A 23,814-nucleotide genomic window follows, 5' to 3' on the forward strand; every position below is an offset into this window, starting at 1 on the left:
TACAGTAATATATATAATAACAACGACAAGATGAAAGTAAGAGCATCAGTTAAAAAAAGAAGTGCAGATTGCAAAATCGTGCGCAGAAAAGGCAGACTTTACGTCATTAACAAAAAGAATCCTAGATTCAAACAAAGACAAGGATAATTATGGCAAGAATTGCAGGTGTAGACATACCGAAACAAAAAAGAGGAGTAGTCTCATTGACTTATATCTACGGAATAGGATCAAGTAGAGCACAAGAAATTTTAGCAACAGCTAAAGTTGACGAAAGTATTAAAGTCCAAGATTGGGACGATGATCAAATAGCAGCCATTCGTGAAGCTGTTGGTTCATTTACAATCGAAGGAGAATTACGTTCTGAAACACAATTAAACATTAAGCGATTAATGGATATTGGATGTTACAGAGGTATTCGTCACAGAGCTGGCTTACCGTTAAGAGGTCAACGTACTAAAAACAACTCTAGAACAAGAAAAGGTAGAAGAAAAACTGTTGCTAATAAGAAAAAAGCAACTAAATAATAAATAGTCTTTAGTCTTTAGACGTTGGAAAGAATCTGTTTGAAATTTAACGGTTTAGGATTCTAGCGACTATTAACTAAAACTAAAAGCTAAATAATTATGGCAAAAACAAGTACAAAAAAACGTAAAGTTATAGTGGACTCTGTTGGAGAAGCACATATTACTGCTTCATTTAACAACATTATTATTTCACTTACCAACAAAAAAGGAGATGTGATCTCTTGGTCATCTGCTGGTAAAATGGGATTTAGAGGGTCTAAAAAGAATACACCTTATGCTGCTCAATTAGCTGCTGAAGATGCTGCAGGAGTAGCAAGTGAGGCTGGTTTGAAAAAAGTAAAAGTGTACGTTAAAGGACCAGGAAATGGTAGAGAATCTGCTATCCGTTCTATTCATAATGCTGGTATAGAAGTAACAGAAATTATCGATGTTACTCCATTACCACACAATGGATGTAGGCCTCCAAAACGTAGAAGAGTATAATTTATATATTTTATAGAAAATTAATATCAGCTATTATAAAATAGCTGATGTTAATTTTTTTATGTAAATTTGCAAACTGAAAAAATAATAACAAGTATCAACAAGAGATCAACGATTATCGAAGGATAAGATTAAGACCTTAATTCATAATCACTCTTAAAAACAATTAAAAATGGCAAGATATACTGGTCCTAAAACTAAAATAGCACGTAAATTTGGCGAAGCTATATTTGGAGACGATAAGTCTTTTGAAAAAAGAAATTATCCTCCAGGACAACACGGAAACACAAGAAGACGTGGAAAAAAATCTGAATATGCAATCCAATTAATGGAAAAGCAAAAAGCTAAATATACTTATGGTATTTTAGAAAAGCAGTTCAGAAACATGTTTAAAAGAGCAACAGCTGCTCCAGGAATTACAGGTGAAGTTTTACTTCAATTATGTGAATCTCGTTTAGATAATGTTGTGTATAGAATGGGTTTATCTCCTTCTAGAAGTGGCGCTAGACAATTAGTGTCTCACAGACATATTACAGTAAATGGTGAGTTAGTAAACATACCTTCTTATCAATTAAAAGCTGGCGATGTTGTAGCTGTAAGAGAAAAATCTAAATCTTTAGATGCTATTCAATCTTCATTAGCTAACTCTAGCAATGTGTATGAGTGGATTACATGGAATAACGATACCAAACAAGGAACTTATGTATCTGTTCCTGCAAGAATTCAAATTCCAGAAAACATCAACGAGCAATTCATCGTAGAATTATACTCTAAATAATAATTAATCATATTGGTATTTAGCCAAAGGATTTATTAGTGATCTTCAAGCTCTTAAATCGCGCAACTAAATAACAATTAAAACGAAGACAATATGGCAGTATTTAATTTTCAGAAACCAGATAAAGTAATCATGATTGATTCTACTGATTTCGAAGGTAAATTCGAATTCAGACCACTAGAACCAGGTTACGGATTAACAGTAGGAAATGCTTTAAGAAGAGTATTATTATCTTCTTTAGAAGGATTTGCAATTACTTCAGTAAGGATTGAAGGTGTAGATCATGAATTTTCCACAATTCCTGGCGTAGTAGAAGATGTAACAGAAATCATTTTAAGTTTAAAACAAATGCGTTTTAAGCGTCAAATCGAAGATGTAGATAACGAGTCTGTTTCTATTTCTATTTCTGGTCAAGATCAAATAAAAGCTGGTGATTTTCAAAAGTTTATTTCAGGATTTCAAGTATTAAATCCAGATTTAGTAATCTGTAACTTAGATTCTAAAGTAAACATAAACATGGAAATTACAATTGAAAAAGGAAGAGGTTATGTTCCTGCTGAAGAAAACAAAAAAGCTTCAGCTCCAATCGGAACCATCTTTACAGATTCAATTTACACACCTATAAAAAATGTTAAGTATAGCATTGAAAACTTTCGTGTAGAACAAAAAACAGATTACGAGAAATTAGTTTTCGAAATTATTTCTGATGGTTCAATTACACCACAAGATGCCTTAACAGAAGCTGCAAAAACATTAATTCACCATTTTATGTTATTCTCTGATGAGCGTATAACATTAGAAGCAGATGAAATTGCACAAACTGAAACTTATGATGAAGAATCTCTTCACATGCGTCAGTTACTTAAAACTAAGTTAGTAGATATGGATTTATCTGTACGTGCACTTAATTGTTTAAAAGCAGCAGAAGTTGATACTTTAGGAGACTTAGTATCTTTCAATAAAAACGATTTAATGAAGTTCCGTAACTTTGGTAAAAAATCTTTAACAGAGCTTGAAGAGCTTGTAAATGTTAAAGGCCTTAATTTCGGAATGGACTTATCAAAATATAAACTAGATAAAGACTAAAGATTTTCGATATCAGATTTTCGAATCTCGATTTTAAAATCGTAACTCAAAAATCGTAACTCAAAAATCGTCAATCGTAAATTAATAATAACCATCATATTTTGCTCTCTCTTCTTTAAAATAAAAAAAAGGGATTTGGTAGCAAGATGATAATTTAAAAGTCATGAGACACGGAAAAAAAGTAAACCACTTAGGAAGACAAACTGCACACAGAAAAGCTATGCTTGCTAATATGGCTTGTTCTTTAATAGAGCATAAACGTATTAATACTACTGTTGCAAAAGCGAAAGCGTTAAAACAATTTGTAGAACCTATGATTACAAAATCTAAGGAAGATACAACACATAACAGACGTATTGTAATGTCTAGATTAAGACAAAAAGATGCTGTTACAGAATTGTTTAGAGATGTAGCAACAAAAGTTGGTGATCGTCCAGGAGGTTATACTCGTATAATCAAATTAGGAAATCGTTTAGGAGATAATGCAGATATGGCAATGATAGAGCTTGTTGATTACAATGAAATCTACAATGCAGATAAGAAAGCTAAGAAAACGACGCGTAGAAGTAGAAGAGGTAAGAGTAAAACGGTTACTCCACCTGTAGATACTAAAGCTACTAACGAAGAAGAATAAATGTTAATAAGCATTTAATATATAAAGGATAAACTATTTTTAGTTTATCCTTTTTTTATGCAATTTTGTCAAACTTATTTACAAAACCAAAAGGTATGAAATACCAAAAATTAAAAAAAGCACTAATTTTATTAGAGGATGGCACCATTTTTCATGGCAAAGCTGTAGGTAGAGAAGGCACTGCTTATGGAGAAGTATGTTTTAATACTGGGATGACTGGCTATCAAGAAATCTTTACAGACCCTTCCTATTTCGGTCAACTTATGGTAACTACAAACGCTCATATAGGAAATTATGGTGTTAATGATAACGAGGTAGAATCCGACTCTATTAAAATTGCAGGATTAATTTGTAAAAACTTTAGCTACGAATATTCAAGAGATGACTCCAATGGCTCACTAGAAGATTTTTTAAATAAAAATAATCTCCTAGCAATCTCAGATGTAGATACTCGTGCATTAGTAAGCTATATTAGAGATAATGGAGCAATGAATGCAGTAATTTCTACAGACGTTGAAAATATTGAAACGCTTAAAAAGCAATTAGCCAAAGTGCCATCCATGAATGGTTTAGAATTAGCCTCTAAAGTCTCTACAAAAGAACCTTATTTTGTAGGAGATGAAAATGCTTCAGTTAAAATCGCAGCTTTAGATATTGGTATTAAAAAGAATATTTTAAGAAACTTCGTCAAAAGAGACGCTTACGTAAAAGTGTTTCCGTATAACTCTAAGTTCGAAGATTTAGAAGCGTTTAAACCAGATGGCTATTTCTTATCTAATGGTCCTGGTGATCCAGAACCATTGAAAGATGCACAAAATTTAGCTAAAGAAATTATTAAACGCAATTTACCGTTATTTGGAATCTGTTTAGGTCACCAAGTGATAGCGTTAGCCAACGGTATTTCAACATTTAAAATGCATAATGGACATAGAGGCATTAATCATCCTGTAAAAAATCTCGAAACAGGAAAAGGAGAAATTACCTCTCAAAATCATGGGTTTGCAGTAAACAGAGAGCAAGCAGAAGCACATTCAGATATAGAAATTACACACGTACATTTAAATGATGATACAGTTGCAGGTTTAAAAATGAAATCTAAAAACGTATTTTCTGTGCAGTATCATCCTGAAGCCAGTCCAGGACCTCACGATTCTTCTTACTTATTTGATCAATTTATAAATACTATCAAATCAAAATAATATTAAAAAGACAATGAATTTTAACTTTCATTGTCTTTTTTCTTTTACTAAAACGTTATCGATAGAATTTTATGTATTTCTTCCGTAAAACCTATATATAGCTGAAAATTAAACCTTAAATTTGAAATTAATAAACCAAAAACAACAAATATGAGTATTATAATTAATGTTCACGCAAGACAAATTTTTGATTCCAGAGGAAACCCAACAGTAGAAGTAGATGTTGAAACAGAAAATGGTTACCTTGGTAGATCTGCAGTACCATCTGGAGCATCAACAGGAGAGCATGAAGCAGTAGAATTACGTGATGGAGGGAAAAAGTACATGGGAAAAGGCGTAATGAAAGCTGTAGAAAATGTAAACTCTATTTTAGCAGAAGAGTTATTAGGAGTTAATGTTTTTGAGCAAAATTATATAGATACTTTAATGTGCGAAATAGATGGCACAGCAAACAAATCTAAATTAGGCGCTAATGCTATTTTAGGTGTTTCACTAGCTGTAGCAAAAGCAGCAGCAGCAGAATTAGGAATGCCACTTTACAGATACGTTGGAGGAGTGAGTGCAAATACACTTCCTGTTCCAATGATGAATATAATTAATGGAGGCTCGCATAGTGATGCTCCTATTGCATTCCAAGAGTTTATGGTAATGCCAGTAAAAGCTAAAAACTTTACACACGCTATGCAAATGGGTAGCGAAATTTTTCATAACCTTAAAAACGTATTGCACGATAGGAATTTAAGCACTGCAGTAGGTGACGAAGGAGGTTTTGCACCTAATCTTGAAGGCGGAACAGAAGATGCTTTAGATACTATTAAAAAAGCCGTAGATAACGCAGGTTATAAACTAGGAGACGATGTAATGATTGCTTTAGATTGTGCTGCTGCAGAATTTTTTGTAGATGGAAAATATGATTATACTAAATTCGAAGGTAAATCGGGTAAAATAAGAACAAGTAAAGAGCAAGCAGATTATCTGGCAGAATTATCTCGTAACTATCCAATTATTTCTATTGAAGATGGAATGGATGAAAACGATTGGGAAGGATGGAAGTATCTTACAGAGCAAATAGGAGACAAAGTGCAATTAGTTGGTGACGATTTATTTGTAACCAATGTAGAGCGTTTATCTAAAGGAATTGAAACAAATACAGCAAATTCAATTTTAATTAAAGTTAACCAAATAGGCACCTTAACCGAAACCATTGCAGCAGTTAATATGGCTCATAATTCTGGGTACACTTCTGTAATGTCTCACAGATCTGGTGAAACCGAAGACAATACAATTGCAGATTTAGCAGTTGCCTTAAACTGCGGTCAAATTAAAACAGGGTCTGCATCACGTAGCGATCGTATGGCTAAATACAACCAATTACTTCGTATAGAAGAAGAACTGGGTGAAGTCGCTTATTACCCAAAAGAAAAAGCTTTTAAAGTAAATCCATAAATAATAACATTAATCAAAAAAATAAAAAAGCCTTTTAGAATTCTCTAAAAGGCTTTTTTATTTAAGAGTAACACATAAATTTTACCTATAATAAAATTGTTAAAACCATTATAAATACACTTTCTAAATCGTTATAGTTTTTGTAAATTTACAATCCAAATTAATATAAAATAAATCAATATATATGTCAAACAAAGCAACACTAGAAATTAATGGACAAAAACATGATTTTCCATTAGTTGTAGGTACTGAAAATGAAGTAGGAATAGATATAAAAACGCTTAGAGCTGTCACTGGTGGAGTAACCACAATAGATCCTGGTTATAAAAACACAGGAGCTTGTGAAAGCGCAATTACATTTTTAAATGGAGAAGAAGGTATTTTACGTTACAGAGGTTATGCTATTGAAGATTTAGCTGAAAAAGCAGATTTCTTAGAAGTTGCCTATTTATTGATATTTGGAGAATTACCAACCCAAGAACAATTAGATAAGTTTCATGCAGATATTAAAGCACAATCTGTAGTCGATGAAGATATAAAGAAAATTTTAGATGCGTTTCCAAAATCGGCTCATCCAATGGGTGTGTTGTCTTCATTAACAAGTGCTTTAACAGCTTTTAACCCTTCTTCTGTAAATGTAGAATCCGAAGAAGATATGTACAAAGCAATCGTTAAAATATTAGGAAAATTTCCTGTGTTAGTCGCTTGGACACTTCGTAAAAAACAAGGTTTACCATTAGATTATGGAGATCAAAATTTAGGATATGTAGAAAACATTTTAAAAATGATGTTTAAGCAACCTAACGGAGATTATACGCAAAATCCAATATTGGTAAATGCATTAGATAAATTATTAATTTTACATGCAGATCACGAACAAAACTGTTCTACATCTACAGTACGTATTGTAGGTTCTGCTCACACAGGATTATTTGCTTCAATTTCTTCTGGTATTTCTGCACTTTGGGGACCATTACATGGTGGAGCAAACCAAGCCGTTTTAGAAATGCTTGAGGCTATAAAAGAAGATGGAGGAGATACTCAAAAATTTATGGCTAAAGCTAAGGACAAAGAAGATCCTTTCCGTTTAATGGGATTTGGTCATAGAGTGTATAAAAATTTCGATCCTAGAGCTAAAATTATTAAAAAAGCGGCAGACGAAGTATTATCGGATTTAGGTGTTGAAGATCCTGTATTAGATATTGCTAAAGGATTAGCTTCAGAAGCATTAAGCGACGATTATTTTGTTAAACGTAAATTATATCCAAACGTAGATTTCTATTCAGGAATTATATACAGATCAATGGGAATTCCTGTAGAAATGTTTACAGTAATGTTTGCACTAGGTCGTTTGCCTGGCTGGATTGCACAATGGAAAGAAATGCGTATGCGCAAAGAACCAATTGGACGTCCAAGACAAATTTATATTGGAGAAAATCACAGAAATTTTAAAACAATTGATAAAAGATAAAAATTAAATAGTGCTATTATAAAAGCTTCATAAACAATTTATGAAGCTTTTTTATATATTTCTTTATGCTAAAACTTAACATAAAAAACGAAACATCTAGACTACGAGCAGTTGTATTAGGTACAGCAGTTAGTAATGGTCCAACACCAAAATTAGAGGAGGCTTACGATCCTAAGTCTATGCAACACATAAAAGCAGGAACCTATCCTAAAGAAGCAGATATGGTTAAAGAAATGGAAGCTGTAGCAGCCGTTTTTGAAAAATATGATGTTAAAGTATTTAGACCAGAGTTAATTAAAGACTGTAATCAAATATTTGCAAGAGATATTGCTTTTGTGATTGATGATGTATTTGTAAAAGCAAACATCCTTCCTGATAGAGAAAACGAATTGGATGCTATTCAATATATTATAGATAAAATAGATCCCAAAAAAGTAATTAGACCTCCAGAAGAAGCACATATCGAAGGAGGAGATGTAATGCCTTGGAACGATTATGTTTTTGTAGGTACCTATAGAGGTGAGGATTATTCAGATTATATTGTTGCCAGAACTAATGAAGCTGGTGTAAATTATATTAAAGAAAAATTTCCGCACAAAAAGGTTAAAAGTTTCGATTTAAACAAATCGCAAACCAACCCTTACGATAATGCTTTGCATTTAGATTGTTGCTTTCAACCTATAGGAACCAATAAAGCCATATTACATAAAGAAGGATTTAGAGATGAAACGGAATATAAATGGTTACTAAATTACTTCGGAAAAGACAATTGTTTTATAATCACTAAAGAAGAAATGTATAATATGAATAGTAACGTTTTTAGTATTTCTGAAAACGTCATAATTTCAGAAAAAAACTTTACACGTTTAAATAGTTGGCTAAGAGCAAATGGTTTTACTGTAGAAGAAGTGCCTTATGCAGAAATTGCTAAACAAGAAGGGTTATTACGTTGCAGTACAATGCCTTTAATTAGAGATTAATTCGTGTTAGTATGCTTAACGCGATTAAAAAACAAATTCCTGAATCTGCTATTTCTAAAGTAGAAGAATTATTAATACACGGTAATCTTACTGTTTTAATTAAAAAAGAACGAAAAACCAGACATGGAGATTATAGACCTTTGCCAAACGGAAAGCATCAAATCACTATAAATTCTAATTTAAATAAGTTTCGCTTCTTAATTACTCTCATACATGAGATTGCACATTTTGAAGCATACCAACGTTACGGAAAATCTATAAAGCCTCATGGAAAGGAGTGGAAGAGAACCTTTCAGCATTTAATGTTACCCTTTATTAATCCTTCAATTTTCCCAAATGCACTTTTGCCTTTATTAGCCAATCATTTTAAAAACCCAAAGGCAAGTAGTGATACAGATACTAAACTTTCATTTGCTTTAAAGCAATTTGATGCAGATAACGATAAAACTTATGTGTTCCAAATCCCAATAGGCAATTACTTTAAGTTATATAATGGTCGTATATTTAAACAAGGAAATAAACGTGTTAAACGTTATGAGTGTACAGAAGTAAAAACAGGTAAAGTATATTTGTTTAATCCAAATGCAGAAGTAGAATTAATACAAAATTAATTTTTATTAATTTTAAAATCATAAACTCAACAGTTAATGAATAAAAATTATTATGCCATTTTAATGGCAGGAGGAGTAGGATCAAGGTTTTGGCCAGTAAGTACAGCTGGTTTCCCAAAACAGTTTCACGATATGCTTGGCACTGGCGAAACACTTATACAAAAAACATTTAAAAGGTTAAGCACTATTATTCCAAAAGAAAACATTTTTATTCTTACTAACTCACGCTATAACGATTTGGTTTTTGAGCAATTACCAGAACTCACCAAAAGGCAAGTTGTACTAGAACCTGCAATGCGAAACACAGCGCCTTGTATTTTGTACGCCTCGCTAAAAATTAAAAAAGAAAATAAAAACGCTTTGATGTTAGTAGCACCAAGCGACCATTGGATAGAAAACGAGGATGCTTTTGCAACAAATGTGGAGCAAGCATTTGACTTTTGTAAGCAAAACAATGCCTTAATGACACTTGGCATAAAACCAACATTCCCAAATACAGGATATGGTTATATTGAGTTTGATAAAACATCAAATGAGAGTATAAAAAAAGTAAACCAATTTAGAGAAAAACCAGATTACGAGACCGCAAAAAGATTTATAAGCCAAGGCAATTTTTTATGGAATGCTGGTATTTTTATGTGGAGTGTGAGTAGTGTGATAGATGCATTTAAAAATAATCAATCGCAACTATATGCGCTTTTCGAAAAAGGATATGATGCTTATAATACAGATTTTGAAGACGATTTTATAAGAGATAATTACGCTAAAGCGGAAAACATTTCGGTAGATTACGCTATTATGGAACAGTCTAAAAACGTGTATGTGTTACCAGCTACTTTTGATTGGAATGACCTAGGAACTTGGGGAAGTCTATACGATAAATTAGAAAAAGACGAGAATGATAATGCTATAGTAAATACACGTATTTTAACTGAAGACGCTTCGGGAAATATGATTAAAACCAAAAACAATAAAATTGTAGTTGTAGATGGACTAGAAAATTATATTATTGTAGATCAAGACGAAGTTTTACTTATCTTTCCTAAAGATAAAGAACAAGATATTAAAAAGGTGCTTCAAAACGTAAAAAGCAAGTTTGGAGAACATTACGGATAATTATGAGCGAAGAGAATAAATTTAATTTTTCTGAAGAGGAAGCTGAAAAAGATCAAATAGCAAAAAACGAAGCGGCAAAAGACGAAGCTGTTGCACAATCTAAAGAAGCAGTAAAAAAAGAAGCTAAAGGACTTGTAGAAAGTGTAAAAAAGTTTCTAAACGAGTTGCTAGACTTTAGAGAAGACACAGATAGAGACGCTACTATAGAAGCTATTAAAGCGGATATTCCATTTAAAGGCGCTACAGCTTGGATTTTAGTATGCTCAATATTTGTAGCCTCTGTTGGTTTAAATGCTAACTCAACAGCTGTAGTTATTGGAGCCATGTTAATTTCTCCATTAATGGGTCCAATTTTAGGTGTTGGACTCTCTATTGCAATAAATGATATTGATACGCTTAAACGCTCTTTTATAAACCTAGCAATTATGATTGTGCTAAGTTTATTAACAGCATTTTTATTTTTTAGATTTTTTCCTTTAAGCGAAGATACATCAGAGTTATTGGGTCGCGTAAAACCAGATATTAGAGATGTACTTATTGCCTTTTTTGGTGGTTTAGCTTTAATTATAGCACGTACAAAAAAAGGGACTATTGCCTCTGTAATATTTGGAGTTGCAATTGCAACAGCCTTAATGCCACCTTTGTGTACAGCAGGTTATGGCTTAGCAAAAGGAAACTGGTCTTACTTTGGTCAAGCGATGTACCTATTTACTATTAACACCATATTTATTGCTTTAGCAACATTTTTAGTGTTAAAAGTTTTACGATTTCCAATGCTTAAATACGCTAATTCTGCCAAGCGTAAACGTATTGCTCGTTTAGCATCTTTATTAGCAATTATAGTTATGATTCCTGCATTTATGACATTTATTAGTGTTTTAGGAGAAAGCAGGTTTGATAGGGATGCGGCTTTATTTTTAGATAATGAAATTGGTGCTTTACCGCATTCAGATTATATAAGAAAGAATACTATATATAAATACGGAAAAGATAAGTCTATTATCGAATTTAATTCTTTTGGTTTAGACGAGATTCCAGAAGCAACGATTTCTTTATTAAAAAATAAATTAAGTAAATACCCTTCTCTCTCTAATACAGAGTTGATTTTTAATCAAAATAGTAATTCTAATTTCGATAATTTTAAATATATGGAAGAGTTACGATCTAGAGACTCTTTAGACTTATTATCGCAACAACAGAAAATAGTATTTTTAGAAGATAAAGTAAGAGAGCTTTCTAAGTACGAACAAAATTACATTCCTTTCGAAGATATTGTTAAAGAGGTAAAGATTAATTATGAGGATTTAGAATCCTTGTCTTATTCTAAGGTTGTAAGATCAAATTTTTCTAAACTAGACACGTTAACAGTGTTTACTGCAAAGTGGAACGACTCTTTAGTAGATAATGCTAGTAAGTTAAAACAGAAGCAAAAATTGGAAGCTTGGCTAAAAGTAAAATTAAAACTCGATAAGCTTCAGGTAAAAGAAATGGACTAGATTAAGGATGTTCTTCAATATACATTTTACGTACTTTTTTAAATAATTCTGAAGAATATACAAAGTCTGTAACCACTTCGTTATCTGTTCTAAAAATTGTGTTTTTAGAGCCTTCCCAAGCTTTTAAGCCATCTTTAAGGAATACAATCTTCTCGCCAATTTCCATTACAGAATTCATATCATGAGAATTTATTACTGTAGTAATATTATATTCTTCGGTAATTTCTTTTATTAAGTTATCAATTACAATTGCTGTTTTAGGGTCTAAACCAGAATTAGGTTCATCACAAAACAAATACATAGGTTTATTTACAATAGCTCTAGCAATAGCAACACGTTTTTGCATTCCACCAGAAGCTTCACTCGGCATTTTGTTATGTGCATCGTCTAAATTAACACGTTGTAACACAAAATCAACACGATCTTGCATTTCACTTTTACTTTGGGTAGTAAACATTTTTAGAGGGAACATAACGTTCTCGGCAATCGTCATAGAATCAAACAAAGCACTGCCTTGAAAAACCATGCCAATCTGAGCTCTTATGTTTCTTTTTTCAGCTTCTGTTAATTTAGAAAAAATCTTTCCATCGTAAGCTATACTTCCTTCTTCATAATCAAACAAGCCTAATAAGCACTTTAAAAACACTGTTTTTCCAGAGCCACTTTGTCCTATTATAAGGTTGGTTTTTCCTTTTTCGAATGTCGTAGTAATGCCTTTTAAAACATGAGTGTCTCCAAACGATTTGTTTAAGTTTTTAACTTCTATCATTAGCTTAATAGCATTTGAGTTAGGAAATAGTTTAAAATAATAATGGTTACACTAGTCCAAACAAAAGAGGTTGTACTGGCTTTACCAACTTCTAAGGCACCACCTTTCATGTAATAACCATGATAACTTGGGATGGTAGCTAAAATAAAAGCAAACAAAAACGTTTTTATAAAGGCATATACAATATGAAAAGGTACAAAATCTTGCTGAACACCAATTATAAAATCATCTAAAGAAGAATAACCACCATAAACACAAGCCGCTAAACCTCCCATTATACCCAAAAACATTGCAATAGAAATTACAAAAGGGTAGAGTAGTAAGGCAATAAATTTTGGAAACACTAAATAATTTAATGAGTTAATTCCCATAACCTCCAAAGCATCTATTTGCTCAGTTACACGCATTGTACCTATACTAGAGGTTATAAACGACCCTACTTTTCCTGCCATAATAATAGAAATAAAAGTAGGAGCAAACTCTAAAATAATAGACTGTCTGGTTGCGAAACCTACCAAGTATTTAGGAATTAAAGGATTATCTATATTTAAAGCGGTTTGTATTGTGACAACACCACCAACAAAAAATGAAATAAAGGCAACGATACCTAACGAGCCTATAATGAGATCGTCTATATCTTTTAAAATAAGCTGTTTCATCACAGTCCATTTAGTAGGTTTGCGAAACATCTCAGCAATCATTAAAAAATAGGTGCCAATATTGTGTAAGTATGTCATGTATAAATTTGTTACTGCTAAAGTAAAAAAACTATGGCTTATTTAACGTTAAAATTAACCAAGAATCTTTTAAATCCTTATTTTTGAAATGTATTTAATAAAAACATTATGAGGTTACTATTTCCACTACTATTTTTAGCACTATTATTTGGTTGTAAATCGCAACAAGAAATTGCTACTACTAAAATAACGCCATCCAAATCGTCTATTAGTGTTAGGCCAAAGCTTGTTGTTGGTATTGTGGTAGATCAAATGAGATACGATTATATTACTCGGTTTTACTCTAAATATTCCGAAGGTGGTTTTAAGCGCTTAGTTAACGAAGGGTTTAATTGTAAAAACAATCATTATAATTATGTGCCTACTTATACAGGACCTGGCCATGCTTCTGTATATACAGGTACAACACCAAAATATCATGGTATTATTGGTAATAACTGGTATGATAAGACTATAAAATCTTCGGTTTATGTTGCTGGAGACGATACTGTAACTCCTGTTGGAACCGAAAATAAAGCAGGTTTGATGTCGCCTCGAAGAATGAAAACTACCAGTTTTGCAGACGAAAACAGGTTGTTTACACAAATGCGAGGAAAAACTATTGGCATATCGATTAAAGATAGAGGCGCAATTTTGCCAGCAGGTCACACAGCAAATGGTGCGTATTGGTTTCATGGAAAGGATGAAGGGCGATTTATTACAAGTTCGTTTTACAGGAACGATTTACCAAATTGGGTTAGTAATTTTAATGCTTCAACAGCAGCAGAGAGTTATTTAAAAGAATGGAATACCTTATGCGATATTAATACTTACACCGAAAGCGGAAGCGATTTAAATACATTTGAAGGTGGTTTTAAAGGTAAAGACACTGCTACTTTTCCTTACGATTTAAAAGCATTAAGCGAAAAAAATGGAGGCTTTGATATCTTAAAAGCTACTGCTTATGGTAACTCTATTGTTACCGATTTTGCCATTGCTGCTATTGATGGAGAGCAACTAGGACAAGATAATATTACAGATGTTTTAGCTGTTAGTTACTCGAGTACAGATTATGTTGGTCATAATTTTGGTGTAAACTCAAAAGAAATACAAGACACTTATTTGCGCTTGGATAAAGATTTAGAACGATTACTTAATACTTTAGATGCTAAAGTAGGAAAAGGAAATTACACGTTGTTTTTAACTTCCGATCATGGTGCTGTAGATGTGCCTTCTTATTTACAAAGTGTTAATATTCCTGCAGGATATGTTAGTACGAGAGGTTTAAAAGAAAAACTAAGCGAATTTTTAGTTGGAAAGTTTCAGTTTGATCATCTAATAGAAAACATAAGTAATAATCAAATCTTTTTAAATAAAGACACTATTTCAGATTATAACCTTAATATTTACGATATACAAGATGCTTTAGTCGAAGAAATTATAACCTATAAAAACGTAGATAAAGCCTACACTGCTAAAACGATGCAATTAGGTGCATTTACCACTGGAATAGAAAAATTAGTGCAGAATGGCTATAACCAAAACCGCTCTGGAGATGTACTTGTTGTTTTTGATCCTGCAGTTATTTCTTATAGTAAAACAGGATCTACACATGGCTCTGGATTAAATTACGATACTCACGTACCACTATTATTTTTTGGTCAAGGTATTACACAAGGAGATACTTTACAAAAAACCGAAATTACAGACATCGCTCCAACTATGTCAGCACTTTTAGGAATTAGCTTTCCAAATGGCTCAATTGGCAAGCCTTTAGAGTTTGTTTTAGAGTAAATTTGAGACTATTTTCTGTATAAAAAATAGTTGTTCACTAAATCTATGTAAGTTTGTTTAGCTTCAGCTTCAGTGATATCCTTAATTTGAAATAAAGCATTGGTTTTAAAAGCATTAATTATTTGCTTTTTGCTACTAGGCCTATTGTAATTATTAGTAGCTTTTTTATAGTATGCATAAAGTCTTAACAAAAAGTCTGCAGGAAAGGGTTCTGTATGCGCATTAATTCGCTTTACAGCTTCATTAAAAGTGATATCTAATTCTTCCGAAGTCATTATTTTTCAGCAATTATACTTTCTCCTCCTTTAACTTTTTGGTTAAGTTCTACTTTAATTTTGGTGTCTAAAGGTAAATATAAATCTACTCTAGACCCAAATTTAATAAATCCAGAATCTGCACCTTGTATGGCATCCTGATGTTTTACAGCATAGTTAACAATACGTTTTGCTAATGCTCCTGCAATTTGTCTGTACAAGACTTGACCATAGTTTTTATTCTCTACAACAACTGTAGTGCGCTCGTTTTCTTCACTAGCTTTTGGATGCCAAGCTACTAAATATTTACCAGGATGGTATTTGCTATACGTTACTTTACCACCAATAGGAAAGCGTGTAACATGTACATTTATTGGCGACATAAATACGCTTACTTGTAAGCGTTTGTCTTTAAAAAATTCTTTTTCGAAAACCTCTTCAATTACTACTACTTTTCCATCTACAGGAGAAACTACATTAGCATCGTTTAGAATTGTATTTCGTTTTGGATTTCTAAAAAACTGAAGAATTAATATTAAAAACACAAATAGAGTTGTAAATATTAAAATCTGAAGCCAATTATAATGTATAAACTTATCGGTTACAAGTATTAATACTACAGTAATAATAAATGTTATTAGTATAATTTTATGGCCTTCTTTATGAAACATAGTTTAAAATTCTTAAAAATAAATAAATAAATGGCGCAGCAAATATAATGCTATCTAAACGGTCTAATAAGCCTCCATGTCCTGGCATAATTACACCACTGTCTTTAACACCAGCCTGACGTTTAAACTTAGACTCTATAAGGTCTCCCAAGGTACCAAACACGCTAACAATAATACTTAAAATTAACCATTGGTTAAAGTTTAACGTTTCTGTAAAGATAGCTATAAAATAGCTAGAAATACAGGCAAAAAGCAAACCTCCTAAAAATCCTTCTACTGTTTTTTTAGGCGAAATACTTGGAAATAATTTTTGTTTACCAAAATTTTTACCGACTAAAAATGCTGCAGTATCATTAATCCACACCAGAATAAATGCGCCTAATAGTATAGCTGGTTTAAACTCATTATTAAAATTTGCTATAAGAATTAAAAACACGAAAGCACTCGACAAATAAAACGTTGTTAAAATATAACGTTTGGTTACAAATAGTGGAATTGTTTTTTCTGAGAATAAATCTTTAATTAAAAGCAATTGAACAAATATAGTAATCACTTGAAGGATTTGAGTAGCCTCATCTAAGCCATCGTTAGATTTTAATACTAATTGCCAATACCCAAAAACAAAGTAAAGCACAGAAAATAGTATATATGGAATGATGCTTTTAAGTTGAATAAGCTTCATAAACTCGGCAAGCGAAATGATACCAAAAATATAAAAAAGAGCCATTAATGCATGCTCGTTAAACAACGATACTACAAATAATGCAACATACAATAAGCCTGAAAACCCTCTGGTAAGAATTTCTTTCATAATTTTATAAATCTTCTAAAAGGAGTAAATATAGGTTTTTAGAAGTACTACCATAAGATAAAAAGTCTTTTTCATCATTAGATTTAAAGTGTTTTATAGTAGTAATGTTTGTAGGTATTTTTTTTAAGTTTTTATTTTTAATTAATCGTAAGCCTTCTCCAATGTTTTGTGTAATTTGGCTTGTGGTTGCAAAAACAATAAAACTACTTGGTAATTCGTGTAATTTTTTTTCTGCAATTTGATTAGATGAAATAAGAATAGACCCATCGTCTGCAATAAGATTTTCGCAAGTGGTTAAAAAATAGCTTGCTTCTGTGCAAGATAGAGTGGAGTTTAGACCATTGTGTTTAAACTGGTCTTTTAAATTATCATCAATAAGCAATACGTTTTTGTCTTGCCAATTATTTTCGTCTATTATATTATTAAAGGCTTCAAAAATTTCGTTGAGGTTATCACAGTATAAAAATTTACCGCCATTAGACTTAAAGTTAAGAGTAAATTTTTCGTCAACAGGAATATTAATTTCAGGCATATATTTCCCTCTATCGTCAGATTGTATGTCATCTTTTGATTTATCTGATTTAGAACCAAAAATTTTTCTAAACAGGCTCATTAATATGCTATTTTCAACAGTTTTTATAGGGATTTCTTCAAATATAAAAAAATCTTAAATCAACTTGCGCTAATTTAAGATTTTTTAATAGTTTAATAGAAAAAGAATCTATTCTTCTTCGTCTTTTATAACTGCTTCTTCTTTTATAACAGGAGTGTCATGATTATCAAATGGTCTTTTTCCTAAAATTTCTTCAAGGTCATCTTTAAAAATAACTTCTCGTTCTATTAGTCTGTTTGCTAACTTATCTAATACATCGCGTTTAGATTCTAATAAGTCTAAAGCACGTTTGTATTGCGTTTCGATAATGTTTTTAATTTCGTTATCTATAAGCTCTGCAGTAGTTTCACTGTAAGGTTTTACAAAGCCATTTTCGCCAGCAGGATCATAAAACGTTACGTTTCCAACTTTTTCGTTTAGACCGTAAATCATAACCATAGCTTTTGCTTTTTTGGTAACGTTTTCTAAATCGCTTAAAGCTCCTGTAGAAATTTGGTTGAAAATAATTTTTTCGGCAGCACGTCCTCCCATAGTTACGCAAATTTCGTCTAAAAATTTACTTGTTCTGGTAATATATGCTTCTTGTGGTAAGTACCAAGCAGCACCAAGAGAACGTCCTCTAGGTACAATAGTTACTTTTACTAACGGATCTGCATGCTCTAAAAACCAACTTACAGTGGCATGACCAGCTTCGTGGTAAGCAATAGTTTTCTTTTCTTCAACAGAAAATAAATTACTACGCTTTTCTAGTCCACCAACAATTCTATCTACAGCATCTAAAAAGTCTTGCTTTTCAACAGCTTTTTTATTTGTTCTTGCAGCAATTAAAGCCGCTTCGTTACAAAGGTTGGCTATATCTGCACCAGAAAATCCTGGAGTTTGTTTTGCTAAAAAATCAACATCTAAGCCTTCTACTTTTTTAAGTGGTCTTAAATGCACTTCAAAAATAGCTCTACGCTCTGTTAGGTTTGGTAAATCAACATAAATTTGTCTATCAAAACGTCCAGCACGCATTAAGGCTTTGTCTAAAATATCTGCTCTGTTTGTTGCAGCAAGTACAATTACGTTTGTGTTTGTACCAAAACCATCCATCTCTGTAAGTAGTTGGTTTAAGGTATTCTCACGCTCGTCATTACTACCAGACATGGCGTTTTTACCTCTTGCACGCCCAATAGCATCAATCTCATCAATAAATATAATTGCTGGCGATTTTTCTTTTGCTTGTTTAAATAAGTCTCTTACACGAGAGGCTCCAACACCAACAAACATTTCTACGAAATCTGAACCAGAAAGCGAAAAGAAAGGTACTTTTGCTTCTCCTGCTACAGCTTTTGCTAATAAGGTTTTACCTGTTCCTGGAGGACCAACTAATAAAGCACCTTTAGGGATTTTACCTCCTAAGTTTGTGTATTTATCTGGGTTTTTCAAGAAATCTACAATTTCTTGAACTTCTTCTTTTGCACCTTCTAAACCAGCAACATCTTTAAAGCTTGTTTTAACCTTAGTGTTTTCGTCAAAAAGCTTGGCTTTAGATTTTCCGATATTAAAAATCTGTCCTCCAGCTCCTCCACCAGCTCCTCCAGACATACGTTTCATAATAAATATCCATACTCCAATTAATAATATAAAAGGAAGAAAACTTATAAAAAGGTCTGTTAACGTGCTACTTTCTTTCTCAAAAGTTATTTCTGGTTTTGTGGTTAAGGTTTGATTAATTTCGTCAATTTTTTTCTGAAAAAGCTCTTGGTTACCAAATTCAAACACATAGTTTGGCAACTTTGCAGTTGAAAACGGGAATGAGGTTGGTTTAGAGTTTTTATGCGAAGCACTCTCTTGTGCTTCTTTTTTTAGAAAGACTTTTGCTGTATTTGTATTGCTTACAATTATAACTCTATCAACATCTCCATTTTCTAAATATTGAAAGAATTTTGCTGGTGTAGTTTTGTTTTTACTACTTACATCGCTACCTCCAAAAAACTGCATCGCAATAAATAAAGCGATAATACCACCATAAACCCAATACATATTGAATTTTGGTTTTTTAGGTGTTGTATTTTTATTATTATCTGCCATTTATATGTTCTTAATAATTTGTTTCTATTACAGTTGTTTTTGCATCTCCCCAAAGACTCTCAATGTCGTAGTATTCTCTAATATGTTTTTGGAATACATGTACAACCACGTTAACGTAGTCCATTAAAACCCACTCTGCATTATCTTCTCCTTCTATATGCCAAGGATTGTCTTTTAATGCTTTACTTACTTTTTTCTGGATAGAGTTAACTATGGCATTTACTTGTGTGTTGGAGCTCCCTTCACAAATAATAAAATAGTCGCAAACTGTGTTTTCTATTTCTCTTAAATCTAAGATGTTTATGTCTTTTCCTTTAACATCTTCAATGCCGCTTATTATTGTTGCAATAAGCTCGTCTGCATTAGTTTGTTTTTTTGCCATTAACTTGTTTAAATTTGTGCAAAGTTATTATTTTTTAGTTCTTTATGCTTTAAAAAAATCATAAGATTTTATAATACTGTTTTACACCTTGTTAATGCCTATAATCAAACTTAATGCCATCGACTCCACTAATGCCTTTTTAAAGCAACTATGCAGTGATGGATTTGTTGAAGATTATACAGTAGTGGTTGCTAAAAACCAAACTAATGGACGCGGACAAATGGGAACGGCTTGGAGCTCTCAAGATGCTAAGAATCTAACCTTTAGTGTGTTTAAAGCGTTAACTTATTTTAAGTTTAGAGACCAATTTTATCTAAATATTGTGGTGTCTTTAGCGATGATTAAAACGCTAGAATACTATAAAATACCCAAGTTAAGTGTGAAATGGCCAAACGACATTTTGTCAGCAGATAAGAAGATTGCAGGTATTTTAATAGAAAATGTCATTAAACAACAGGATTTAAGTTCTTCTGTTATTGGTATTGGGTTAAATGTAAACCAAACGGAATTTGAGAATTTACCAAAAGCGTCTTCATTACAATTAATTACAGGAGAAGTTTTTGATTTAGACAAGATTTTAAACCGTTTCCTCATCCATTTAAAAGCATGCTTTTTTAAATTAGAAACTAAAGCGCTAGCAGAATTAAAAGCAGAATATGAAGCGTTATTGTTTAAAAAAAATAAACCTTCTACATTTAAAAATGAAGAAGGTTTAATGTTTTCTGGCTTTATAAAAGGTGTTACAGAAACAGGACATTTAAAAGTCTTGCTCGAAGATAACATTTTAAAAACCTATGATTTAAAGCAAATTACGCTGTTGTATTAATTGCTTTTGGAATATTTACAGCTAAGGTTTCAATAAATTTGCTTATTGGGCCTTTTATCATCATCGCCATCATTGCATTAAATTCGCCATCAAAAACAAGCTGTACTTCGCTTTTCTGCGCTTCAACTTCTGTAATATTTGCGGTTAAAGAGAAATCTAATTTCCCGCCAGCAGCACCTAAAACAATTTTGTTTGGCGCAATAGCTTCTTTCTTTTTTAATATTATTTCTGGCATTCCTTTTAAAGCAAAAAGAAATTTATCGTTTTCTAAGACTTCAAATTTGCTAATGTTTTCAGGCATTAACGCTTCAAAATTCTTTACATCGCTTAAAAAATTAAACGTGTCTTCTGCAGAGGTTTCAACAGTAGTTTTTGGAGATTCTAAATTCATGTGTTTATTATTTTTTAAGCATATATCAAATAGCGTTCCATTCGCTTGGATTGGCATTCCATTTCGATAATGTGTCTAATTCTATTTTAGAAATATAGTTGGTTTCTAATGCTTGTTCTAAAAGACTTTCGTAATTGCTTAAAGTATGTAATGTAATGTGTTCTTTCTCAAAATTTTGTTTGGCAAGTTCAAAGCCATAGGTAAAAATGGCAACCATACCTTTAACATTTAGCCCAGCTTCTTTTAAGGCTTTTACAGCATTTAAGCTACTTTTTCCTGTGCTTATTAAATCTTCTATTACCACAACGTTTTGTCCAGACTCTACAAACCCTTCAATTTGATTTTGGCGACCATGGCTTTTTGCTTCTGGTCTCACATAAATAAAAGGGAGGCCTAAATACTCTGCCACCAAAACACCAATACCAATAGCACCTGTAGCTACACCAGCAATAACGTCTGGTTTACCATACTGTTGGTCGATAAATTTTGCCATTTCCTCTCTAATGTAATTACGAATAGGAGGAAAGGATAAGGTAATGCGATTATCGCAATAGATTGGTGATTTCCATCCAGAAGCCCAAGTAAAAGGGTCTTGTGGTTGAAGTTTTATAGCATTAACTTGCAATAAAATTTCGGCTGTTTGTTTAGCGATGTGTTTATCCAAAATCATAGCACAAAAGTACATATTTATTTAATTTTAGGTTATAGATTATTCTCTAAAAATTAATTTATTATAAACACGCTGTTAACCAAATTTTGATATTTTTACACCGCTTAATAACTTAACCCATATTATGTACCACGTTTTTGTAAACGATAAGCCTATAATTTTAACCACTTTGGTTGAAAAGGAAACCGACTTTAAGAATTTTTTACTTAAAGGTGTAGATATAGAAACGGTTATAAAAACGTTGTCTAAAAAGAAATACAAATCGGTTAGACTAATTCACCACAACGAAAAAAGTTTACTAAAAAACTTTTTAAAATTATTGCCAAACGTTATTGCTGGTGGCGGAAAAGTATATAACGACAACAGCGAGATTCTTTTTATTTACAGAAACGATAAATGGGACTTGCCAAAAGGCAAAACAGAAAAGCACGAAAGTATTGAAACTACAGCACTACGAGAAGTAGAAGAAGAAACTGGTGTTGCAAAGCTAAAAATAGTTAAACCCTTACCAACGACTTACCATATTTTTAAACGCAACGGAAGATTAAAAATTAAAATCACCTATTGGTTTGAAATGAAAACCACTTTTAAAGGTAAATTGTATCCTCAAGAAAATGAAGGGATTACTAAAGTCGCTTGGCTTAATCCTGCTCAAATTGAAGAAGCTATGAGTAATAGCTATGCTAATATTAGGATTTTGGTTTAGGTTTTGTTGTTGGAAGTTGGAAGTTGTTTTGGGAGGTTCATGGGTTCTGTTTAATGCGAGCGTAGCCGAGTATTAACCAGAATGTGTTCGTGTATGAGTAGTAGCGAATTATAAACGCTATAACTTTCTGAAAGAAGTTTACAAAATAAAAAGTAATAGCGACTTGGATTAAAACTCAAATCACTATTACTTAAAAACGTTGTTGTAGCACGTTTTTTTACTTTTTTAAAGGAGAATGGTGTTCATGTACTAACTTCCATCCATCAATTGTTTTAGCAAATATTAAAGATATTTGATCGTTTACAAAAACAGAATCTTCCCCAAATTTTAGATGAAAATCTGAATGAAACGTTACAATAGAAACATCTCCATAAACAGCTATTTTCATATCTTTTGCATCAAATTTTACAACTTCTGCAGATCCAAAAACATTGCGCTCATGTGTTTCATTTGCTTTGCTTCCAACTCGAGGTTCACCATTTTTGAATTCGGTAAACTTTGGACTGTATGCATGAAATGAAATAAGTTTTTCAACATCTCCATCTTTTATACTTTGTACAATAGCTCCCATGGTTTCAGCAACTTCTTGCTGTGCTTCTGGGAATTCATTGTTAATAAGGTCAACTTGTGTTTTGCAACTACTAAAGAAAAGAGTAATTGTTATAATTAATGTAAATACTAATTTTGTTTTCATAATAATAAATTTTATTGATTAGAATTGTTTTGTGATACTTTATTATATAGATGGAGAATGATGTTCGTGAACCATTTTCCAACCAGTATTTGTTTTAACAAATAATAATGTAATTAGATTATTGACTACATGTAGATTTCCGTCAATCATTAAATGAAAATCTGAGATAAAGGTTAAATTAGCTACATTTCCATATACGGCAATTTTCAAAGTTCCTTCCACAGGCGCAAATTGTACAACTCCTCCTGGATCTACTGTTTCGCCAAAAAACATACGTTCATTTGCTTCATTGCCAGCGCTATCAAAAGCTTGACCATCATTGAATTCGGTAAACTTTGGTCCATATGCATGAAAAGAGATAAGCTGATCCATATCCATACTGTTGGCACCACTTCCGGCTCCAGCCGTTATAGCTTGTGCAATTTCACCAAAGGTTGCCATGACCTCTTGTTGTTCTTCAGGAAAAGTAGGATTTATTAAATCCGCGATTGTTTCTGTTTGAACACTGTCGTCGTCGTCTGAACACCCAGTAAAAAGAATAAAGGATGTAAGAATTACTGCTAATACTAATTTTGTTTTCATAATATTAAGTTTTAATGATTAATAGTTTCGGCCTTTAT

The 23,814-nt window shown here is 32.1% G+C and carries 28 protein-coding genes; 16 read left to right on the forward strand and 12 right to left on the reverse strand.

Annotated features, from left to right (window positions below; genetic code table 11):
- Positions 1 to 30 precede the first annotated feature (30 nt).
- The 13 genes from ykgO to ACVC5O_RS10845 all read left to right on the forward strand — a co-directional run bounded on the left by ykgO (position 31) and on the right by ACVC5O_RS10845 (position 11,824).
- The gene (ykgO, locus tag ACVC5O_RS10785) at positions 31 to 147 is read left to right on the forward strand and encodes a type B 50S ribosomal protein L36 (RefSeq protein ID WP_013305171.1); all 117 of its coding nucleotides are present in this window, start codon (positions 31 to 33) and stop codon (positions 145 to 147) included.
- A gap of 2 nt (positions 148 to 149) precedes the next feature.
- Positions 150 to 524 (forward strand): 30S ribosomal protein S13, encoded by a 375-nt coding sequence (gene rpsM / locus ACVC5O_RS10790; protein WP_452221489.1) that lies wholly within the window; start codon positions 150 to 152, stop codon positions 522 to 524.
- A 99-nt stretch (positions 525 to 623) separates the two neighbouring features.
- Positions 624 to 1,007, forward strand: coding sequence for a 30S ribosomal protein S11 (rpsK, locus tag ACVC5O_RS10795; protein ID WP_452221490.1), 384 nt, complete (start codon positions 624 to 626; stop codon positions 1,005 to 1,007).
- A 172-nt stretch (positions 1,008 to 1,179) separates the two neighbouring features.
- Positions 1,180 to 1,785 (forward strand): 30S ribosomal protein S4, encoded by a 606-nt coding sequence (gene rpsD, locus ACVC5O_RS10800; RefSeq protein WP_452221491.1) that lies wholly within the window; start codon positions 1,180 to 1,182, stop codon positions 1,783 to 1,785.
- 93 nt (positions 1,786 to 1,878) lie between these two features.
- Entirely contained in the window at positions 1,879 to 2,871 is a 993-nt protein-coding gene (locus ACVC5O_RS10805) for a DNA-directed RNA polymerase subunit alpha (RefSeq protein WP_452221492.1), read from the forward strand.
- A gap of 163 nt (positions 2,872 to 3,034) precedes the next feature.
- Positions 3,035 to 3,505 carry a 50S ribosomal protein L17 gene (rplQ, locus tag ACVC5O_RS10810; protein ID WP_452221493.1) on the forward strand — a complete coding sequence of 157 codons (471 nt, stop codon included), beginning with the start codon at positions 3,035 to 3,037 and terminating at the stop codon, positions 3,503 to 3,505.
- Between the two features lie 95 nt (positions 3,506 to 3,600).
- Complete coding sequence (carA, locus tag ACVC5O_RS10815; protein ID WP_452221494.1) at positions 3,601 to 4,704, forward strand: glutamine-hydrolyzing carbamoyl-phosphate synthase small subunit; 1,104 nt, start codon at positions 3,601 to 3,603, stop codon at positions 4,702 to 4,704.
- Positions 4,705 to 4,854: 150 nt separating this feature from the next.
- Positions 4,855 to 6,150: a phosphopyruvate hydratase gene (gene eno, locus ACVC5O_RS10820; protein ID WP_452221495.1), complete on the forward strand. Its 1,296-nt coding sequence runs from the start codon at positions 4,855 to 4,857 to the stop codon at positions 6,148 to 6,150.
- Positions 6,151 to 6,334: 184 nt separating this feature from the next.
- The gene (locus ACVC5O_RS10825) at positions 6,335 to 7,621 is read left to right on the forward strand and encodes a citrate synthase (protein WP_452221496.1); all 1,287 of its coding nucleotides are present in this window, start codon (positions 6,335 to 6,337) and stop codon (positions 7,619 to 7,621) included.
- A gap of 65 nt (positions 7,622 to 7,686) precedes the next feature.
- Positions 7,687 to 8,601, forward strand: coding sequence for a dimethylarginine dimethylaminohydrolase family protein (locus ACVC5O_RS10830; protein ID WP_452221497.1), 915 nt, complete (start codon positions 7,687 to 7,689; stop codon positions 8,599 to 8,601).
- Positions 8,602 to 8,612: 11 nt separating this feature from the next.
- Complete coding sequence (locus tag ACVC5O_RS10835; protein WP_452221498.1) at positions 8,613 to 9,212, forward strand: SprT-like domain-containing protein; 600 nt, start codon at positions 8,613 to 8,615, stop codon at positions 9,210 to 9,212.
- Positions 9,213 to 9,248: 36 nt separating this feature from the next.
- Positions 9,249 to 10,328, forward strand: coding sequence for a mannose-1-phosphate guanylyltransferase (locus tag ACVC5O_RS10840; protein ID WP_452221499.1), 1,080 nt, complete (start codon positions 9,249 to 9,251; stop codon positions 10,326 to 10,328).
- A 2-nt stretch (positions 10,329 to 10,330) separates the two neighbouring features.
- A complete protein-coding gene (locus tag ACVC5O_RS10845) occupies positions 10,331 to 11,824 on the forward strand; it encodes a DUF389 domain-containing protein (protein ID WP_452221500.1) in 1,494 nt (497 codons plus the stop codon).
- 1 nt (position 11,825) lies between these two features.
- On the opposite strand, the gene ACVC5O_RS10850 is transcribed toward ACVC5O_RS10845, so the two are convergent.
- The gene (locus tag ACVC5O_RS10850; RefSeq protein ID WP_452221501.1) at positions 11,826 to 12,593 is read right to left on the reverse strand and encodes an ABC transporter ATP-binding protein; all 768 of its coding nucleotides are present in this window, start codon (positions 12,591 to 12,593) and stop codon (positions 11,826 to 11,828) included.
- A complete protein-coding gene (locus ACVC5O_RS10855; RefSeq protein WP_452221502.1) occupies positions 12,593 to 13,330 on the reverse strand; it encodes an MlaE family ABC transporter permease in 738 nt (245 codons plus the stop codon). The genes ACVC5O_RS10850 and ACVC5O_RS10855 overlap by 1 nt, the downstream gene beginning before the upstream one ends.
- A 108-nt stretch (positions 13,331 to 13,438) precedes the next feature.
- Between ACVC5O_RS10855 and pafA the strand changes: the two genes are divergently transcribed.
- Complete coding sequence (gene pafA / locus ACVC5O_RS10860; RefSeq protein WP_452221503.1) at positions 13,439 to 15,103, forward strand: alkaline phosphatase PafA; 1,665 nt, start codon at positions 13,439 to 13,441, stop codon at positions 15,101 to 15,103.
- Positions 15,104 to 15,111: 8 nt separating this feature from the next.
- On the opposite strand, the gene ACVC5O_RS10865 is transcribed toward pafA, so the two are convergent.
- The 6 genes from ACVC5O_RS10865 to rsfS form a co-directional block, all read right to left on the reverse strand.
- Positions 15,112 to 15,378: an acyl-CoA-binding protein gene (locus tag ACVC5O_RS10865; RefSeq protein ID WP_452221504.1), complete on the reverse strand. Its 267-nt coding sequence runs from the start codon at positions 15,376 to 15,378 to the stop codon at positions 15,112 to 15,114.
- On the reverse strand, positions 15,378 to 16,028 hold the full coding sequence (locus ACVC5O_RS10870; RefSeq protein ID WP_452221505.1) for a phosphatidylserine decarboxylase family protein: 651 nt from the start codon (positions 16,026 to 16,028) through the stop codon (positions 15,378 to 15,380). The genes ACVC5O_RS10865 and ACVC5O_RS10870 overlap by 1 nt, the downstream gene beginning before the upstream one ends.
- Positions 16,018 to 16,839 (reverse strand): phosphatidate cytidylyltransferase, encoded by an 822-nt coding sequence (locus tag ACVC5O_RS10875; protein WP_452221506.1) that lies wholly within the window; start codon positions 16,837 to 16,839, stop codon positions 16,018 to 16,020. Before ACVC5O_RS10875 ends, ACVC5O_RS10870 begins: the two co-directional genes overlap by 11 nt.
- Positions 16,840 to 16,843: 4 nt before the next feature.
- Complete coding sequence (locus ACVC5O_RS10880; RefSeq protein WP_452221507.1) at positions 16,844 to 17,452, reverse strand: LUD domain-containing protein; 609 nt, start codon at positions 17,450 to 17,452, stop codon at positions 16,844 to 16,846.
- 108 nt (positions 17,453 to 17,560) lie between these two features.
- Positions 17,561 to 19,525: an ATP-dependent zinc metalloprotease FtsH gene (ftsH, locus tag ACVC5O_RS10885; RefSeq protein ID WP_452221508.1), complete on the reverse strand. Its 1,965-nt coding sequence runs from the start codon at positions 19,523 to 19,525 to the stop codon at positions 17,561 to 17,563.
- A 10-nt stretch (positions 19,526 to 19,535) separates the two neighbouring features.
- Complete coding sequence (gene rsfS / locus ACVC5O_RS10890) at positions 19,536 to 19,907, reverse strand: ribosome silencing factor (RefSeq protein ID WP_452221509.1); 372 nt, start codon at positions 19,905 to 19,907, stop codon at positions 19,536 to 19,538.
- A gap of 94 nt (positions 19,908 to 20,001) precedes the next feature.
- Between rsfS and ACVC5O_RS10895 the strand changes: the two genes are divergently transcribed.
- Positions 20,002 to 20,733 carry a biotin--[acetyl-CoA-carboxylase] ligase gene (locus ACVC5O_RS10895; RefSeq protein ID WP_452221510.1) on the forward strand — a complete coding sequence of 244 codons (732 nt, stop codon included), beginning with the start codon at positions 20,002 to 20,004 and terminating at the stop codon, positions 20,731 to 20,733.
- Here the strand turns inward: ACVC5O_RS10895 and ACVC5O_RS10900 are convergent.
- Both ACVC5O_RS10900 and pyrE read right to left on the reverse strand, forming a co-directional pair.
- Positions 20,717 to 21,124 (reverse strand): SRPBCC family protein, encoded by a 408-nt coding sequence (locus tag ACVC5O_RS10900; protein WP_452221511.1) that lies wholly within the window; start codon positions 21,122 to 21,124, stop codon positions 20,717 to 20,719. The genes ACVC5O_RS10895 and ACVC5O_RS10900 overlap by 17 nt on opposite strands.
- Positions 21,125 to 21,149: 25 nt before the next feature.
- Entirely contained in the window at positions 21,150 to 21,794 is a 645-nt protein-coding gene (pyrE, locus tag ACVC5O_RS10905) for an orotate phosphoribosyltransferase (protein ID WP_452221530.1), read from the reverse strand.
- A 124-nt stretch (positions 21,795 to 21,918) separates the two neighbouring features.
- Here pyrE and ACVC5O_RS10910 point away from each other — a divergent pair, with 124 nt between their 5' ends.
- Entirely contained in the window at positions 21,919 to 22,500 is a 582-nt protein-coding gene (locus tag ACVC5O_RS10910; protein ID WP_452221512.1) for an NUDIX hydrolase, read from the forward strand.
- Between the two features lie 217 nt (positions 22,501 to 22,717).
- On the opposite strand, the gene ACVC5O_RS10915 is transcribed toward ACVC5O_RS10910, so the two are convergent.
- Both ACVC5O_RS10915 and ACVC5O_RS10920 read right to left on the reverse strand, forming a co-directional pair.
- Complete coding sequence (locus ACVC5O_RS10915) at positions 22,718 to 23,194, reverse strand: YybH family protein (protein ID WP_452221513.1); 477 nt, start codon at positions 23,192 to 23,194, stop codon at positions 22,718 to 22,720.
- A gap of 42 nt (positions 23,195 to 23,236) precedes the next feature.
- Positions 23,237 to 23,776 (reverse strand): nuclear transport factor 2 family protein, encoded by a 540-nt coding sequence (locus tag ACVC5O_RS10920; RefSeq protein WP_452221514.1) that lies wholly within the window; start codon positions 23,774 to 23,776, stop codon positions 23,237 to 23,239.
- Between the last annotated feature and the right edge of the window lie 38 nt (positions 23,777 to 23,814).

Source organism: Lacinutrix salivirga, from assembly GCF_053604675.1.

What these genes read in the sequence shown, in the direction of transcription:
- ykgO (WP_013305171.1), top strand. Translation starts at nt 31, where the DNA reads ATGAAAGTAAGAGCATCAGTTAAAAAAAGAAGTGCAGATTGCAAAATC.
- rpsM (WP_452221489.1), top strand. Translation starts at nt 150, where the DNA reads ATGGCAAGAATTGCAGGTGTAGACATACCGAAACAAAAAAGAGGAGTA.
- rpsK (WP_452221490.1), top strand. Translation starts at nt 624, where the DNA reads ATGGCAAAAACAAGTACAAAAAAACGTAAAGTTATAGTGGACTCTGTT.
- rpsD (WP_452221491.1), top strand. Translation starts at nt 1,180, where the DNA reads ATGGCAAGATATACTGGTCCTAAAACTAAAATAGCACGTAAATTTGGC.
- ACVC5O_RS10805 (WP_452221492.1), top strand. Translation starts at nt 1,879, where the DNA reads ATGGCAGTATTTAATTTTCAGAAACCAGATAAAGTAATCATGATTGAT.
- rplQ (WP_452221493.1), top strand. Translation starts at nt 3,035, where the DNA reads ATGAGACACGGAAAAAAAGTAAACCACTTAGGAAGACAAACTGCACAC.
- carA (WP_452221494.1), top strand. Translation starts at nt 3,601, where the DNA reads ATGAAATACCAAAAATTAAAAAAAGCACTAATTTTATTAGAGGATGGC.
- eno (WP_452221495.1), top strand. Translation starts at nt 4,855, where the DNA reads ATGAGTATTATAATTAATGTTCACGCAAGACAAATTTTTGATTCCAGA.
- ACVC5O_RS10825 (WP_452221496.1), top strand. Translation starts at nt 6,335, where the DNA reads ATGTCAAACAAAGCAACACTAGAAATTAATGGACAAAAACATGATTTT.
- ACVC5O_RS10830 (WP_452221497.1), top strand. Translation starts at nt 7,687, where the DNA reads ATGCTAAAACTTAACATAAAAAACGAAACATCTAGACTACGAGCAGTT.
- ACVC5O_RS10835 (WP_452221498.1), top strand. Translation starts at nt 8,613, where the DNA reads ATGCTTAACGCGATTAAAAAACAAATTCCTGAATCTGCTATTTCTAAA.
- ACVC5O_RS10840 (WP_452221499.1), top strand. Translation starts at nt 9,249, where the DNA reads ATGAATAAAAATTATTATGCCATTTTAATGGCAGGAGGAGTAGGATCA.
- ACVC5O_RS10845 (WP_452221500.1), top strand. Translation starts at nt 10,331, where the DNA reads ATGAGCGAAGAGAATAAATTTAATTTTTCTGAAGAGGAAGCTGAAAAA.
- ACVC5O_RS10850 (WP_452221501.1), bottom strand. Translation starts at nt 12,593, where the DNA reads ATGATAGAAGTTAAAAACTTAAACAAATCGTTTGGAGACACTCATGTT.
- ACVC5O_RS10855 (WP_452221502.1), bottom strand. Translation starts at nt 13,330, where the DNA reads ATGACATACTTACACAATATTGGCACCTATTTTTTAATGATTGCTGAG.
- pafA (WP_452221503.1), top strand. Translation starts at nt 13,439, where the DNA reads ATGAGGTTACTATTTCCACTACTATTTTTAGCACTATTATTTGGTTGT.
- ACVC5O_RS10865 (WP_452221504.1), bottom strand. Translation starts at nt 15,378, where the DNA reads ATGACTTCGGAAGAATTAGATATCACTTTTAATGAAGCTGTAAAGCGA.
- ACVC5O_RS10870 (WP_452221505.1), bottom strand. Translation starts at nt 16,028, where the DNA reads ATGTTTCATAAAGAAGGCCATAAAATTATACTAATAACATTTATTATT.
- ACVC5O_RS10875 (WP_452221506.1), bottom strand. Translation starts at nt 16,839, where the DNA reads ATGAAAGAAATTCTTACCAGAGGGTTTTCAGGCTTATTGTATGTTGCA.
- ACVC5O_RS10880 (WP_452221507.1), bottom strand. Translation starts at nt 17,452, where the DNA reads ATGAGCCTGTTTAGAAAAATTTTTGGTTCTAAATCAGATAAATCAAAA.
- ftsH (WP_452221508.1), bottom strand. Translation starts at nt 19,525, where the DNA reads ATGGCAGATAATAATAAAAATACAACACCTAAAAAACCAAAATTCAAT.
- rsfS (WP_452221509.1), bottom strand. Translation starts at nt 19,907, where the DNA reads ATGGCAAAAAAACAAACTAATGCAGACGAGCTTATTGCAACAATAATA.
- ACVC5O_RS10895 (WP_452221510.1), top strand. Translation starts at nt 20,002, where the DNA reads ATGCCTATAATCAAACTTAATGCCATCGACTCCACTAATGCCTTTTTA.
- ACVC5O_RS10900 (WP_452221511.1), bottom strand. Translation starts at nt 21,124, where the DNA reads ATGAATTTAGAATCTCCAAAAACTACTGTTGAAACCTCTGCAGAAGAC.
- pyrE (WP_452221530.1), bottom strand. Translation starts at nt 21,794, where the DNA reads ATGATTTTGGATAAACACATCGCTAAACAAACAGCCGAAATTTTATTG.
- ACVC5O_RS10910 (WP_452221512.1), top strand. Translation starts at nt 21,919, where the DNA reads ATGTACCACGTTTTTGTAAACGATAAGCCTATAATTTTAACCACTTTG.
- ACVC5O_RS10915 (WP_452221513.1), bottom strand. Translation starts at nt 23,194, where the DNA reads ATGAAAACAAAATTAGTATTTACATTAATTATAACAATTACTCTTTTC.
- ACVC5O_RS10920 (WP_452221514.1), bottom strand. Translation starts at nt 23,776, where the DNA reads ATGAAAACAAAATTAGTATTAGCAGTAATTCTTACATCCTTTATTCTT.